The 13,862-nt window shown below is 61.5% G+C and carries 12 protein-coding genes; 3 read left to right on the forward strand and 9 right to left on the reverse strand.

Translation table 11 applies throughout. From position 1 onward, the window contains the following. Window positions 1-179: 179 nt before the first annotated feature. The 7 genes from FNT36_RS04955 to FNT36_RS04985 are packed head-to-tail and all read right to left on the reverse strand — an operon-like array spanning window position 180 to window position 8,841. Window positions 180-953: a PIG-L deacetylase family protein gene (locus tag FNT36_RS04955; RefSeq protein WP_144844932.1), complete on the reverse strand. Its 774-nt coding sequence runs from the start codon at window positions 951-953 to the stop codon at window positions 180-182. A gap of 49 nt (window positions 954-1,002) precedes the next feature. Next, window positions 1,003-2,244 (reverse strand): glycosyltransferase family 4 protein, encoded by a 1,242-nt coding sequence (locus FNT36_RS04960; protein WP_144844934.1) that lies wholly within the window; start codon window positions 2,242-2,244, stop codon window positions 1,003-1,005. Continuing rightward, window positions 2,241-3,122, reverse strand: coding sequence for a sugar phosphate isomerase/epimerase family protein (locus tag FNT36_RS04965; RefSeq protein ID WP_144844936.1), 882 nt, complete (start codon window positions 3,120-3,122; stop codon window positions 2,241-2,243). The genes FNT36_RS04960 and FNT36_RS04965 overlap by 4 nt, the downstream gene beginning before the upstream one ends. Beyond that, window positions 3,115-5,436, reverse strand: coding sequence for a YcaO-like family protein (locus FNT36_RS04970; RefSeq protein ID WP_144844938.1), 2,322 nt, complete (start codon window positions 5,434-5,436; stop codon window positions 3,115-3,117). The genes FNT36_RS04965 and FNT36_RS04970 overlap by 8 nt, the downstream gene beginning before the upstream one ends. A gap of 47 nt (window positions 5,437-5,483) precedes the next feature. Continuing rightward, window positions 5,484-6,524 carry a Gfo/Idh/MocA family protein gene (locus tag FNT36_RS04975; RefSeq protein ID WP_144844940.1) on the reverse strand — a complete coding sequence of 347 codons (1,041 nt, stop codon included), beginning with the start codon at window positions 6,522-6,524 and terminating at the stop codon, window positions 5,484-5,486. A 16-nt stretch (window positions 6,525-6,540) separates the two neighbouring features. Next, on the reverse strand, window positions 6,541-7,494 hold the full coding sequence (locus FNT36_RS04980; RefSeq protein ID WP_233635686.1) for an HD domain-containing protein: 954 nt from the start codon (window positions 7,492-7,494) through the stop codon (window positions 6,541-6,543). A gap of 3 nt (window positions 7,495-7,497) precedes the next feature. After that, window positions 7,498-8,841 carry an inositol-3-phosphate synthase gene (locus FNT36_RS04985; protein ID WP_144844942.1) on the reverse strand — a complete coding sequence of 448 codons (1,344 nt, stop codon included), beginning with the start codon at window positions 8,839-8,841 and terminating at the stop codon, window positions 7,498-7,500. Between the two features lie 416 nt (window positions 8,842-9,257). Here FNT36_RS04985 and FNT36_RS04990 point away from each other — a divergent pair, with 416 nt between their 5' ends. Next, a complete protein-coding gene (locus FNT36_RS04990; RefSeq protein WP_144844944.1) occupies window positions 9,258-10,499 on the forward strand; it encodes an MFS transporter in 1,242 nt (413 codons plus the stop codon). 169 nt (window positions 10,500-10,668) lie between these two features. Here FNT36_RS04990 and ychF read toward each other — a convergent pair whose 3' ends face one another. Continuing rightward, window positions 10,669-11,769: a redox-regulated ATPase YchF gene (gene ychF, locus FNT36_RS04995; protein ID WP_144844946.1), complete on the reverse strand. Its 1,101-nt coding sequence runs from the start codon at window positions 11,767-11,769 to the stop codon at window positions 10,669-10,671. 191 nt (window positions 11,770-11,960) lie between these two features. Further along, entirely contained in the window at window positions 11,961-12,344 is a 384-nt protein-coding gene (locus FNT36_RS05000) for a DUF3276 family protein (protein ID WP_144844948.1), read from the reverse strand. A gap of 237 nt (window positions 12,345-12,581) precedes the next feature. Here FNT36_RS05000 and FNT36_RS05005 point away from each other — a divergent pair, with 237 nt between their 5' ends. Beyond that, on the forward strand, window positions 12,582-13,520 hold the full coding sequence (locus FNT36_RS05005; protein ID WP_144844950.1) for a DUF58 domain-containing protein: 939 nt from the start codon (window positions 12,582-12,584) through the stop codon (window positions 13,518-13,520). A gap of 9 nt (window positions 13,521-13,529) precedes the next feature. After that, a complete protein-coding gene (locus FNT36_RS05010) occupies window positions 13,530-13,772 on the forward strand; it encodes a hypothetical protein (RefSeq protein ID WP_144844952.1) in 243 nt (80 codons plus the stop codon). The last annotated feature ends 90 nt before the right edge of the window (window positions 13,773-13,862 follow it).

The following is a 13,862-nucleotide window of genomic DNA, read 5'->3' on the forward strand; positions in this document are numbered from 1 at the left end:
AGCTCGCAGTTGAGTTTGGCACAAGGCTACTGGCTTTTTAATTCCACATTTTACTTACGGTCTCATTCAAAAGCTGTCATGCTGAGCCCCGCGAATCATCTCCTCGTGTCCTTACTAATGGTGCGACAGAGATGCTTCGCGGGGCTCAGCATGACAGCTTTTAGGTTTTCGTATATGCCCTAGGTCGTCGAGAGCGCTTCGGCTTGACCGGCAAAGCGCTCGGCGGCCGGCGCGAGGCCAGCGGCCTGGGCTTCTTCATTCGCCAGTTGCGTGAGCTTGACGCGCACTTGCTCAGCGTTGCCAAATTGAAACCCTAGCTGTGAGGCGTAAGCTTGCGAAGCGGCTATTTTGGCCGCCAGCGCCGCTTTGCTCAGGGGCAGTGCAGTTTCAGGGAGGCCGGCCGGTAGCTCGGGTGCGGGCAGCGCGTTGGGCTGCCGGATAATGTAGGGCGTGTCGCGGTACCAGAGCACTGGCACGGTGGGCGGCACCACGGCTTGCACAGCCCGCATTACCTGGCGGTGGTCGACGTGCAGCCCCAGGCCCTGCGGGGCAAAAACTAGTTGTGGCGAGGTTTCTGTTACCGCGGTGGCAAGTAGCGTTGTTAGCTCCGGGCCGATATTGTCGGTAGGTAGCAGGTCGGTAAACAGGGCGGCGGGGCTGTGGTAGCCGCGGTGCGGAGCTTCGGGCAGGTCGAGCCAGCGCACTTCGGAGGCACCTAGGTACTGGGCGGCGGCGGTGTCTTCGGCCCGGCGGAGAGCTAGGTAGTCTACCTCCGGGCCGAAGCCCTTGTCAGTTTGGCAAGCCAAAGCGAAGCCGGTAGGATTGGGTACCGAGCGCGTGAATACTGTGAGCAGCACGCACTGCCAACTGGCCTGAGCCAGCGTAGCAAACGTGCCACCGCAGGAGAAAGCCACATCATCGAGGTGTGGCGAAATGAAAAGAGCAACGGGCATAAAGCGAGGACTTTGGACGAAGCCGCGAGCTTGGCACGGCAGGACTTTGCTACAGCAGATGCGGGGCTTCGCGGTAGCGGCAGGGCTCCGGCGCGGCTAGGTCTTCGGCCCAGTTTAAGTCTGGGGCGGTGTTGGCTAGTTGCTGGTAGATGCCCGCAATCTGGCGGCCGATGACGGGCCAGGCGTAGGTGGTGCGTACCTCTTGCAGGGCCGTAGCGGCGAGGCGGGCGCGCAGGGCCTCATCGTCGAGGATTCGGGCCAGGGCAGCGGTAAGGGCGGGCACGTCGCCGGGCGGCATCAGCAAGCCGTTGTCGTCGTGGCGCAGGCAATCGACCACACCCACGGCCTCGGCGGCTACGCAGGGTAGGCCGCTGGCCATGGCTTCGAGGATGGTGTTGGAAAAGCCCTCAGCGTAGGTAGGCGATACGAAGATGTCGGCCCGGTGGTACACCTGCGGCACGTCGTCGTACTCGACGTAGCCAGCCAGCTCGACTTGCGCGCGCCAGGGCGATTCGGCCACGCGGCGGCGCACTTCTTCTAGGTCGGGGCCGATGCCTGAGATGAGCAGGCGCAGAGCCGGGCGGGCGGGGGCAAGCTGGGCGAAGGCATCGAGCAAATCGAGCACGCCCTTGCGCCGGTCTACGCGGCCGTGGTACAGCAGCGTCGGGTGGGCGGGGTTGGCCCACTGGCCGGGCTGCCAGTTTTCCCGGGGCCGGAAGCGGTCTACTTCTACTGCGCCGGGTACGAGGGTAAAGCGTGCCGGGTCGGTGCCGTGGTGGCCAACAACCTCATCGGCAAAGCTTTGGCAGCCAATGAGCACGGCCCCGGCGTGGTCGAGCACGGTGCGAATGGCCCGCTGGTGCGTGCCGCAACACTCGACGCCCACCCAGTGCCCATCGCCCCCCTGAATACTGACCACGTTGGGCAGACCTAGGCGGCGACTTAGGTGCAGCGCGGCCAGGCCGGGCGGGTAGCCGTACTGGGCGTGTACTAGGTCGAAGGGTTGCTCGGCGTGCAGTTGTTCAACAGTCTCGATAATGGTTTGAATATCGTCCTCAAACCGGCCGCCGTTTTGCTCGCCTAGGGCCTCTAGGCCCACCACGCGCACGCCCGGCACCGGCGGGGGCGGGCCGCCGCCGTACACGCCGCGGCCTAGAGCATCGCCCCGGTACTGCGATACCATCGTGACGTCGTGACCTAGGGCAACCAACTCGCGCAGTAGATTTTGCGCGTACACGCTCATGCCCGAAATGGCCGGGAAGTAGCGGCGGGAAATAAAGCAGACTCTCATGCGGTGGGCAGTTGGCGCTCGGCCTGGCGCAGGTAGGCCAGGGATTGCGGAATCATGAGGTGGGCGCGGGGCGACTCGCGCGACATTTCAACGCAGACCAGCCCAGCAAAACGAATGTCGCGCAGCGCCTGCAACACGGCCGGTACGTCCATATCGCCCTCGCCAAACGGTAGGTGCTCGTGCACGCCGCGGCGCATATCCTCGAGGGCAACCGTGCCGATTTGGGCTGCAAACTCGCGCACGGCCGCGGCCGGCTCCCGCTCTTCCGTCACAAGCAGGTGGCCGGTATCTAGGGCCAGGCGCAGGCTGGGCACGGCAGCTTGCAGGCGGAGGTAGTCGTCCACGGTTTCGACAAGCATGCCCGGCTCGGGTTCTAGCGAGGCTACCACGCCCCGCTCGTGGGCGGCGGCGGCTACTTGGTGCGCGCCTTCGAGCAGCCAGTCCCAAGCCTGGTTTTTCTCGACGCCCGGCTGGGGTACGCCGGCCCAAAACGACACCGTTTCGCCCTCGCAGGCGGCGCACACGTCGAGGCAGCGGATGAGAAACTCGACCCGCCGCGCCCGGCCGGTGGCGCTGGGCGCGAGTAGCGTGGGCTCGTGCTTCTGGCGTGGGTCGAGCAGGTAGCGAGCACCGGTTTCAATAACCAGCCCTAGGTTCAGCTCCCGCAGTTGGCTAGCTAACTGCGCATTGCGACCCGCAAAATCAGGGGCAAACGGGTCGTGGTGGTGGTGGTCGAGAGTGAGGGCCACCCCGTCGTAACCGGCCTCGGCAATGAGCGTGAGCGCATCACCTAGGCGGTGGTTGCTGGCGCCGTTGGTGTTGTAGGCGTAGCGCAACTGGTGCGGAGCGGTGGGGCAGTCGGGCAGCGAATTAGGCATGGGTTGGAGTAGCTTCGGAATCGCTGAAATAATACACGTGGCGCTCGGGCTCGCGGTAGAGGGCGTAGAGCGCGCCTACCTGCTCGCGGGCCAGTTGGGTGTTGAACCAGGCCGGCCCACCTAGGGCGGCTTCGTCGGCGGCGGGCAGGGGCACAGGCTGGGCACCGGGCGGCGGCGTGCCGAGGCCCACCAATGGGCTCTGGCGGGCCAGCAGCTTGGTAAGGTTGCGGCGGCCGATGCGGTCGTAGGTCATAGTTTCTACTTCCAGCTCAGGCACAATGGCTTTGAGAGTGCGCACCGGGCTATCGGGGTTGGTAAACTCCACGTAGTAAATGCTTAGGCCTGCCGCGGCTAGGCGCTCGTGCACCACGCGCAGCAAGTCGGCGGGGGTGGCCAGGGAGTTGAACGGCACGGTGGGCAGTTCCGAAAACTTGACGGTGCGCTGCACGCTGAATACCGAGTTTTCGAGCTGCGTAAATAACTCGGCTGGGCTTAGCGCCAGCCACTCGCGCATGGACTCGGCGGCGCGGGGCTCCTGGTTGGCCAGCACGGGCGGGTCGCGCCGCACCTGGGCTAGGTAGCCGGGCGCCACGGTTTCGAGCCAGGCCATGTCGCCGTGCTCGAAGCGTTTGCGCACGCGGCTAGAGGCGTACTCGCGCAGGGCTTTGGCCAGGGCTACTTCGCGGTCGGGGTGGGCCGCTTCGCCGCAGCCGGTAAGCATCAGCGCATGCGGCACCTTGGTTATATCGCGCTCGTAGCCAACCACGTATAAGCTAGTGATGCCGAAATCAGTCGAAGCTAGCTTCACTTGAATTTCCAGGCCGGCCTCGTCGTATTGGCGCAGTAATTCGCGAGTGGCGGGGTCCTGCACGTCGTCGAGCTCGATGCGCACGCCCTGGTCGAGGGCGCGGTAATTGATGGCGTTGCCATCGCGCTGCAACAGCTCTAGCAGCCCGTGCGAGAGGGCGCGCTCCAGCGACTCGCCCGCGCCCATGCCGTTGGTAATGGGGGTGTAAAGCCAGTCGTGCTGCTCCTGGCCGTGCCAGTCGCCGGGCCAGGTAGCGGCCGTTTCGATGGGCACCCAGATGAGGTCATTGGCCGGGTAGGTGTGCGCCTGCGTCCACACCAGTTCGGTGTCGGGCGTGTAAGCGGTGCCGGCCGGCAGCCGGTCGCGCAGCGGGTCGAGGCAGGCTACTCCTTCAGCTTGCAGCTGCCGGTATGAAGCCCGACGGCGCGGCATTTGGGTCAGGTACAAGTTGACGAACGTCTCCTCCGTGATTTCGCCGTAGGCCCCCACGCGCGCCTGCCCATCGGTGGCGCCGTAGCCGGTGCCGGTGCTCATGCCGCCGGGTAGCCACTGGGCCAGGCTCCACACGGGCACGCCTAGATAGTCAAGGCTGGTGAGCGGAATTTCGTACACCGGCTCGGGCGGCAGGGCACTTTTGTAGAGGGCTACGGGGGCGGGGTCGGGTAGCGATTGAGGAGACATGTCAGAAAAAGTTAAAAGCAGGAAATCGGCAAACGGCCGGCCAGCTAGCTGCGCTTCAAATAGCTGGGCAGCCGCCGCTTTGCCACCGCTGGCCACGGGTTCCCAAGGGGTGAGCACGCCGTCGAAATCCAGGGGCAGCAGCACGCGCTGGTAGTGGCGCACGTCGCCGTGCGAGAGAGGAATGTGGGCGTCGTAGGCGCGGTGGGTACTGATGTGGGTAGGCTGACCTAGGGCGTCGAGCTTGAACTTGAGCGCATCGCCGCAGCATAGCAGCTGGCGGGCGGGCAAGTGCAGCACGGCGTGGCCCGGCGTGTGGCGGCCGGTGTGGTACAGCACAGCCCCCGGGTGCAGTTCGGCGCGGTCTTCGTAGGGCCAACTCACCCGGAACGCTTGGCAAAAAGGCAACTCGTCTTGCTGCATCACTACCTCAGGCTCGAACGCCTCGACGAGCTGCCACAGGGCCCCGAACACGTGGCAATGCGAGCCAGATAGGTAACGAACACCACCTAGGGTACCGATAAAATCCAGCGCGGCCGCGTCGTAGTAGCCAGCGCCTTCAAAGGCTACGTTGCCATGCTCGGCATCGATAAGCAGGTAGCCGCGCGGCCCGATGCCTACCGTTGGCTCGTTCCAAAACTGCCAGATGCCGGGCAGCACCTCGGCCCATTGCGTCGTGAGCCGCGCGCCTACTTCGGCCGGCGTGCTAAACTGCCAGCCGGCGGGCGGCAGCGGGTGGCGATAGTCGCGGCACACCGGGCAGTCGGGTGGACCCGGCGCAAAGTAGCGCTGCCAGAAGCCGCAGTTTTCGCAAACGTAATGAGGCATTTAGGAAGTGTTTTAGTAGATATTGCCACCTAGGCGCGGTGAACTAGCTATAAGCTGGCCAGCTCCTGACTTTTGGTGGCCGCTAGGTCGAGCAGGCGCATCGTGTGCAAGTCGCGGGCGGGCGGAAAAGGGAACGGCTGCCCGCTGTGCACAGCTTCGGCAAATGCTTCGACTTGGCGCTGAAAGGGTGAAGCCTCTTTGTCGAACGCAACGTCCTCCACGGTGCCATCGGGGCGGGTGAGGGTCAGCGAGCCACCGGGCGTTTGGCCCATCGTGTTCACGGCCAGCGCTCGGCCTAGGTCGCCAATCACTTCGAGGGAGCGGCGCGGAAAGTTGTCGGGACAGTTGTACGCCACCGCGTGCGAGAGCAGGACCCCGCTGGCCGTCTGCCCGATAATTACCGCCCCGTCGTCCACGGGGTAGTCGTGGATGCGTTGCTGCGTGAGGGCTACCACGGTTGTCAGTGGCTCATCGAGCAGGGTTTGCACCAGGTCGAGGCCGTGGGGCGCGAGGTCAATCATGGCCCCGCCGCCCGCTTGCTCGGCCGAGATGCGCCAGTTTTGGTAAGTGCCCTGGTCGGTGTCGGGGGCCCAATCGGCGGGCGTCCAGCAGGCGTAATGGATGCGCACGCAGGTCACGCGCCCTAGGTCCCCGTTTTGAATCAGTTCGCGCAAGCGCACGTGGGCCGGGTGGAAGCGCTGGTCAAAAGCCGTAGCCAAAGGAGTGCCGGCCGCTTCGGCGGCGGCTACCATGCCGGCCGCTTCGGTGGCGGTGCGGGCCAGGGGCTTTTCGCACAGCACGGGCAGCCCCGCGGCAGCCAGCGCCTGCGCCACGTAGGCGTGGTGGGCATTGGGCGTAGCCACGTACACGGCTTGCAAACCGGGCGTTTGCAGAAACTCTTCTAGGTTCGTGGTACGCAGCAGGGTAGTGTCGTTGGGTTGCACGGCGGCCAACGCGGGCTCGCTCAAATCGCAAAGCGCGATTAGTCGGCCGTTGCCGGAGGCCGCGATGGCCGGGGCCACGTAGTCGCGCGCCACCCAGCCGCAGCCCACAATGCCCCACAAGACATCGGGTTGATTTTCGGGCATAAAAGCTAGTAAGAGATTAGCGCGCAACCGGGAGCAATCCGGCCGCGGTAAGCACCTGCTGGTGAAACTGCTGCGTGAAGCCCGCGTGCACGATGTTCAAATCGTCGAGGGCCTGGTGCAGGCGGAAGCGGGCGCTTTGGTCGTGCCAAGCCATTTCCAGCACCCGGTCGAATACGTCGGCGGCGTGGAAGGCGCGGGCGGCTGGCACATCTACCACGCGGGTGCGGTCGAGGGCCGCCGTCACCACGGGCTGGAGGGCCGTTGGCAGCTGCTGCATAGCCTGCTGCGTCGCCTGGGCCATCAGGCCTGGCAAATGGCTACCTAGGAGCTCGTCGCCTGCGTAGCCGGGGTCAGGTAGCGCCGCATTGTGCAGGTGGTGGGCTAGGCCCGTCAGAAACGCCTCGCCGGGGTCAGCTCCAAAATAAGGGCTGAGCAGCACCGCGTAAATAGCCACCATCGCGCAGTGGTCAGCGTGGCTCTCGGGCGGCCAAAGCATAATGCGCGGCCGACCCGGATGGGTAGCCCCCGCCCGCGGTTGCTGCGCTAGCTGCTCCACAAAAGCTGGCTGCCGGCCAGCTACCACATCAACTGGCGCACTCGTTGCCTGTGCTAGCTGCGTTACTAAGTCGGCATCTAATGGCTGCCCGGCATCATGCAACGCTTGTTGCAACACCTGGTTCGCTTCAGTTTCTGCCAAGCCCAGCGAGCCGAGCAAGGCCACGTCGTAGCCAGGCAGGCGTACCCCGATGAGGGCGCGGGCAGTCTCGCGCAGAGCGACCGTAGCTGGCGCTTCGCCCGCTACCAACGCACCCCAAGCACGGCCAAATAGCTGCTCGGCCAGCGAGCCTTCGCGGCCCGCTACCCGCACGCGCTTTAGGTCGTTGAGTTCGCGCAGCAGCGGCAGCACCTTGGCCAACTCAACCAGCGCCTCCGGCCTAGCCGGGGCGCTGGTGTTTACAGAAGCCTGCACTAGTTAGGCAGCCGGAATGTCGGGGCTGAACGAAGCCAACGCGGGGGCCAGAGCGCCTTTGGCAGCTTCTACCACGGGCTGCGGCTGAGGGCCTTCTACGCCCGCGGCCAGCCAGTTGAGTAGTACCGCCTGCTGCTGCTCGAAACCGTGGATAGGCACTTCGTTAGGGTGGGCTACCATCGGCGATTTAAAGAATACCCCTAGGGCCGGCGTCACGCCGCCTTCATTGCGGCGCTTGGCTAGGTCGGCCAGGCGAGCCAACTCCAGCGCGAGTGGAGCCGCCAGGATAGAATCGCGGCAGAGGAAGTTAATCTTAATCTGCATTTTCTGCCCTAGGAAGCCTTCTACGTCGATGTTGTCCCAGGCCTCTTTATTGTCGCCGCGGGGCTTGTAGTAGTGGATGTGCACCACGTGGTTGTCTACCTTGTAGCCCGTTATCTGGTCGAGCACTGAGCCTTTGGTCGTGATTTTCGACGCCAGCGACTCCGCATTGTCCAGCGCCAGGCCGTCGCGGTTACCTAGGATGTTGGTCGAAAACCAGCCGTCGATGTGCAGGTTGCGGGCGTGCAGGGCCGGGGCCAGCACGGTCTTCATAAAGGTCTGGCCGGTCTTGCCATCCTTGCCCGAAACGGGCACCCCGCGCTGCTCGGCCAGGCGCAACAGCGCCGGCGCATCAGCGGCGCACGAGGGCGTGAAGTTGACGTAGGGCACGTCTTCTAGAATGGCGGCATAAGCATAAAGCATAGCCGGCGGAATCTGGGCGTCGTCGGCCTGCACGGCGGCCTCAAAGGCCTCGGGCGTGGCAAACTGCGGCAGCGACAAATCGGGCATGGCCTCGGTCGAAGCCAGGTTGATAACTACTACGCGCTCTAGGTCCTGCTCTTCGCGGAAGCGCTGGAGGTTAGCCCGAATAGCTTCGACGGCGGCGGCGTGCGATTCCACTTTCAGCAGGTGCTGGCCGGTTACGTTGCGGCAAAAGCGCACGTTGCCCACGGCGGGCCAGGGCTGAATGGCTTTCAGCTCGTCTTCCACATCGGCCATTTGGTGGCGCTCCAGCACGCCGTGCTGGCGGGCGGCGGTTGCTAGGTCGTCGGGGCTCAGGTCCCAGCCGCCAAACACAAGGTTCTCATAACGCACGAGCTGGTCGGTAAGCTGCGCGGGCAGGGTAGCCAGCGGCAAGCCAGTAGTACCCATAGCACCAGCGCGTAGCAACGCTACGCCGGCCACTGCCGTAGTAGCTACAGCCCCGCCCAGCCCTACAATGGCTACGCCCAGGCGAGTAGTTTGCTGCGACGCTGCTCCTAGCGTAGCCGCAGAGAAATCTGAGGTTGAAAAATTTTCTGACATAGAAAAGGAGAAAAGGATAGGGTAGGTCGGCCTTGGGCCGCTTATCCAACGAACAGATTTTCAGGCGAAGTGTTTTAGTAATGGTGGACCTATTATTTTCATAATGTTGCCATTGCACTACTCCTTTGAACACGGTAAACTCCGCTATTTAAATTAGTAATTTGCTGGAAGCCTATCGAATTAAGGTCGTCCGTGCAAAGCCGAATGGGCAGTTTAAAAAATTAAATAATAAAGCATTTTTTTTGTACTGAGCCCGACTGAAAGGGCTAGAACGCCCTGCATTCGTCGCTGCTTGCGGGCCCCTACCCCATTCGAAGCGACCCGCTTTTCGGCGCCTAGGTGGCAGACATTCAACTAATAGTGGGCATAGCAAGTACAGTAGGCTACCGCCTTCCTGCGGGCCTCTCGTCCTCGCTATGTTTGCCAATTCTCGCCTGCTACTCATCTATACTATTGTCTTATTAGATGTTATCCTAGGCTCGGCCTTGGGGCCCGTAATGCCGCAGTTTGTGCAGGGCTTATCCCAGCCGCAGTTGTGGCTTACGCTGGGCACGGCCCTCTTTCTGGGCATTCAGCTGGTGGCGGCCCCACTCCTAGGCGTGCTATCCGACCAAGTTGGCCGGCGGCCGGTGGTGCTTGTATCAGCCGTAGGCACGCTGGTGGCCAACCTGTTTTTGCTGCCGGTGCGCACGATACTCTTTTTCGTCAATCGCCTCAGCGATGGATTTACCAATGGGCTTTACTCGCTGATGCGCTCGGCCGTAGCCGATGTATCGAAGCCGGAGGAGGTGGTAAAGACCACGGGCCTCGTAAGTACGTTTCAGTCATTGGGCGGCGTGCTGGGGCCGCTAGTAGCTAGTGTGGTGCTGTGGCTGGGGCCACCCAAAGACCAGCAAACGCGGTGGGTGGTGGTAGCCGTGCTGGGGCTATCGGTGCTCAACCTCGCACTCTCGTTTTTCTTTAAAGAAACGGCCAAGGAAACCAAGCAGTTTGATGCCAGCCAGCTGCGGCAAGAACTGGTGCGCAGCCTCAACGTCCGCCAGCTGTGGCAGCGCCTAAAGGAGTTTGACCAAGACCGCCCCGGCCTGGCCCCTATTACGTTGCTTACCCTGCTGCTTACGCTCAACCAAGGCTACCTGAACTACTTTATTCCCTACGTGGGCCTAGGGAAACTCAAGCTCGATGCGACCCAGATATCCTACTTTTTTGCGTTTTTTGGCGGCTTATGCGCCATTAGCAATTTCCTGTATTTCAAGTACCTAGTCGACCGGCTTAATAAGCGCTGGGTACTCATAGGGGCCGCCTGGATAGGCGTAGCGCTGCACATTCTTTACGCCAATGTGCAGAGTTCGCTAACCCTGCTCTACGTGGCCGCCGCGGCCGATGCGCTGTCGGCTTCCCTCATAGCGGGCTTGCTCAATGGCTTGCTGGCGCAGCTCTCCGATGAGGAGAACCGGGGCGAGCTGTTTGGGCTCACGCAGGCGCTGTCGGGGCTCGCTAGCCTAGTTACCACCCTGGCCTACGGGGGCCTGTCTTTGCTGGCGCTCAATGCCCCGTTCTACTGGTTTGCAGCCTGCATGGCCGTGCTAGCTGTGCTGGCCATGCGCCTAAAAATTCCTACCGAAAAACCCGACGAGGCCCCCGCTTCGGCTGCTTAGTTAAACTGATACTCTGTATCCATAATAGCAAAGTGCCACTGCCTTGCTGCTGCACCCTAGGTAGTGCTGCGGCAAGGCAGTGGCACTTTGCTTAACCACTCCTTTGCAAGTCAATCCACCGCAAGTGGATGTATCTGCCTAATCAGTTAAATCCGCTATAACGTGCGATTTAGACGTTGAAGCGGAAGTGCATGATGTCGCCATCTTGCACCACGTAGTCTTTGCCTTCCACGGCCATTTTACCGGCTTCTTTGATTTTTACTTCGGTCTTGTACTCTTGGTAATCCGCCAGCTTAATTACCTCAGCACGGATAAAGCCTTTCTCAAAATCGGAGTGAATAACGCCGGCAGCCTGCGGCGCTTTATCGCCGCGGTGGATGGTCCAGGCGCGTACTTCTTGCACGCCAGCCGTGAAGTACGTAATGAGATTGAGCAGCTCGTAGCTGGCGCGAATGAGCTTGTTGAGGCCCGACTCGGTGAGGCCGTATTCGCCCAGGAACATGGCTTTTTCCTCGGGGTCTTCCATCTCGGCAATCTGCGACTCGATGGCGGCCGACACCAGCACTACTTGCGCGCCTTCGGCAGCTACGTGCTGGCGCAGGGCCTCCACGTGCTTGTTGCCGTTGGTGGCAATGCTAGCCTCGTCTACGTTGGCCACGTAGATAACGGGCTTGATGGTGAGCAGCTGTAAGTCGGCCACGGCTTCCTTCTCGTCTTCGGTGGCCTGCACGGCGCGGGCGTTTTCACCGGCTTCAAGGGCGGCCTTGAATTTTTGCAGGGCGGCTACCTCTTTCTTGGCGGCAGCATCGCCCGCCTTGGCGCTACGCTCCGACTTGACAAGCTTTTTATCAACGCTCTCCAAGTCTTTGAGCTGTAGCTCGGTGTCGATAACGTCCTTGTCAAACACGGGGTCTACCCCACCGGCTACGTGTACGATGTTGGGGTCGTCGAAGCAGCGCACCACGTGAATGATGGCATCGACCTCGCGGATGTTAGCCAAGAATTTATTACCTAGGCCCTCGCCTTTGCTGGCGCCTTTTACTAGGCCCGCAATGTCCACAAACTCGATGATGGTGGGCAGCACGCGCTTAGGATTCACGAGGCCTTCCAAGATTTGGAGGCGCTCGTCGGGCACCGTAATCACGCCCACATTGGGCTCGATGGTGCAGAAAGGATAGTTGGCCGACTCGGCCTTGGCGTTAGATAAAGCGTTGAAAAGCGTGGATTTGCCGACATTCGGCAGGCCGACAATACCGCAGCGGAGGCCCATTTTTAGTGAATTAGGAGTTGTGAGTTATGAATCATGAGATGCCCACAATTCGGGAGCAAAGGTACGGCCGATGCAGTGGCGGCGGGCTTACCCTAGGTCCTTACAAAAACGCGCCGCCCCTGATGAAGGGAGCGGCGCGCCGTAATAGGTTCGTTTGTGTGTCGTGTTTTTGTAAGTAGGCAGTCAGTGCGTTAGTAGGTAGTCTCGCCGAGGTCGGTGGCGGGCTGCGGAGGCTGCTGGCCCTCGCGGGGCGGCTGCTCGCCATCGTAGGCCGGGCGTGGGCGGTCGAGCTCGGCCACCTCTTCTTCGGTCAGCAGCTCGTCGCGCACGTAGTCCACTGCATCGTGCAGGGCATCAATAAACTTGTTGAAATCTTCTTTATATAGAAAAATTTTGTGTTTCTCGTAGCTAGCCGGTCCGTCGGGGTCACTGCCGGGGCGGCGTTTGCTTTCGGTGATGGTGAGGTAGTAGTCTTGGCCGCGCGTAGCTTTTACGTCGAAGAAATAAGTGCGCTTGCCCGCCTTCATGCGGTGGGAATAAATTTCTTCCTGGTCTCTGGGGTAACGGTCGTCCACAATTAAAGTGTTGAAAAGAGAAAAAACTTATTTGGAGTGATTAAGTCGCAATAATGGTTTACAAATATAAAGCCAAATTAGCTAGCCTTCCACTCGCCTTAAAAGCACGCGGTGGGGCCGTAACCAAGGGTTTATACCTAAGGTTTCATCTTCAGAAAGTACTCAGAAGTCGGCACGGCCAGGAATGCAATAGCTTTGTATTACTCTCTGGTCAGTAATTATTTCTTTTCTCCGTTTATGCCCGCCCCTGCCCTTGACCTAGCGGCCATCCGCTCGTTTGAAAACCTAGAGCTACTGGCCCGGCAATTGGTCGATGGCTTTATTACGGGGCTGCACCAGTCGCCCTATCATGGCTTCTCGGTTGAGTTTTCGGAGCACCGCCTCTACAACCCCGGCGAGAGCACCCGGCACATGGACTGGAAGGTGTTTGCGCGCACCGATAAGCTCTTTGTGAAGCGCTACGAAGAAGAAACCAACCTACGCGCGCACTTGCTACTCGATGTGAGCCCTAGCATGTACTACCCCGCGCCAGGCTACGACAAGCTTAAATTCAGCGTGTTGGCCGCCGCGGCCCTCACTACGCTCTTGCAACGCCAGCGCGATGCAGTGGGCCTCGTCACCTTTGGCGAGCAGATAGAGCTGCAAACCCCCGTGCGCTCGACCACTGCGCACCGCCACACCCTGCTGCTCACGCTGCAGCAGTTGCTGGAGCGGCCCGCGCCAGCCCCCGGCACCCGCCGCCCGGCTGCCACTACCGACGTGGCGGGCGTGCTGCACGCCATTGCGCAGCAGATTCCGAAGCGCTCGCTCGTTATCGTGTTTAGCGACATGCTGGGGCGCGGCGCGCAAGAGCAGGAGGCGGCCCTGGCCGCACTACAGCACCTGCGCCATCAGCACCACGAAGTGCTGCTGTTTCACATCCTAGACCGCGCCACCGAGTCCAGCTTTGACTTTCAGGACCGGCCCTACATCTTCGAAGACGTCGAAACGGGCGAGGAAGTGCGCCTGCAGCCCTCACAGGTGCGTGAGCAGTATCGCGTGGCCATGCAGCGGTTTGAGCAAGACCTAGCCCTGCGCTGCGGGCAACTAAAAATAGATTTTGTGCCGGTCGATGTGCGCGAGCCCTTCGCTAAGGTCCTGCACGCCTACCTCGTCAAGCGCGGTAAAGCGCAGTAATTCAATCGCATGTTTGCTACTTATTTTTTCGGAGCCATCTTTCTGATTTTCCTAGATGTCCTGCTGGCCCTGGTTACCATGTACATCGCCTACTCGCACGGCCACTCGCGCAGCAAGTGGTTTTTGCTAGGGCTGGTGCTACCGTTTTTCTCTATTTTCATCGCCCTAGGTGTCGCCATCCGCGATGAGCAACGGGCTAAGGCGGCCCGCGGTGGCGCGCCCGCGCCCATCCCCGAGCCCGGCGAGTTCTAAGCGTTTTTTGAGGTTGTTAGAGATTGGCTGTGAGCGCTTAGCTCGCAACAGCGGGAGGCTGCGTGCTAGCCGCCAACTCAAAAACTGCTA

This window comes from Hymenobacter setariae, assembly GCF_007713685.1.
In the GTDB taxonomy this organism is placed as follows: domain Bacteria; phylum Bacteroidota; class Bacteroidia; order Cytophagales; family Hymenobacteraceae; genus Hymenobacter; species Hymenobacter setariae.

Coding starts and splice junctions, on each gene's coding strand:
- FNT36_RS04955 (WP_144844932.1), bottom strand. CDS start 953: ATGCCCGTTGCTCTTTTCATTTCGCCACACCTCGATGATGTGGCTTTC.
- FNT36_RS04960 (WP_144844934.1), bottom strand. CDS start 2,244: ATGAGAGTCTGCTTTATTTCCCGCCGCTACTTCCCGGCCATTTCGGGC.
- FNT36_RS04965 (WP_144844936.1), bottom strand. CDS start 3,122: ATGCCTAATTCGCTGCCCGACTGCCCCACCGCTCCGCACCAGTTGCGC.
- FNT36_RS04970 (WP_144844938.1), bottom strand. CDS start 5,436: ATGCCTCATTACGTTTGCGAAAACTGCGGCTTCTGGCAGCGCTACTTT.
- FNT36_RS04975 (WP_144844940.1), bottom strand. CDS start 6,524: ATGCCCGAAAATCAACCCGATGTCTTGTGGGGCATTGTGGGCTGCGGC.
- FNT36_RS04985 (WP_144844942.1), bottom strand. CDS start 8,841: ATGTCAGAAAATTTTTCAACCTCAGATTTCTCTGCGGCTACGCTAGGA.
- FNT36_RS04990 (WP_144844944.1), top strand. CDS start 9,258: ATGTTTGCCAATTCTCGCCTGCTACTCATCTATACTATTGTCTTATTA.
- ychF (WP_144844946.1), bottom strand. CDS start 11,769: ATGGGCCTCCGCTGCGGTATTGTCGGCCTGCCGAATGTCGGCAAATCC.
- FNT36_RS05005 (WP_144844950.1), top strand. CDS start 12,582: ATGCCCGCCCCTGCCCTTGACCTAGCGGCCATCCGCTCGTTTGAAAAC.
- FNT36_RS05010 (WP_144844952.1), top strand. CDS start 13,530: ATGTTTGCTACTTATTTTTTCGGAGCCATCTTTCTGATTTTCCTAGAT.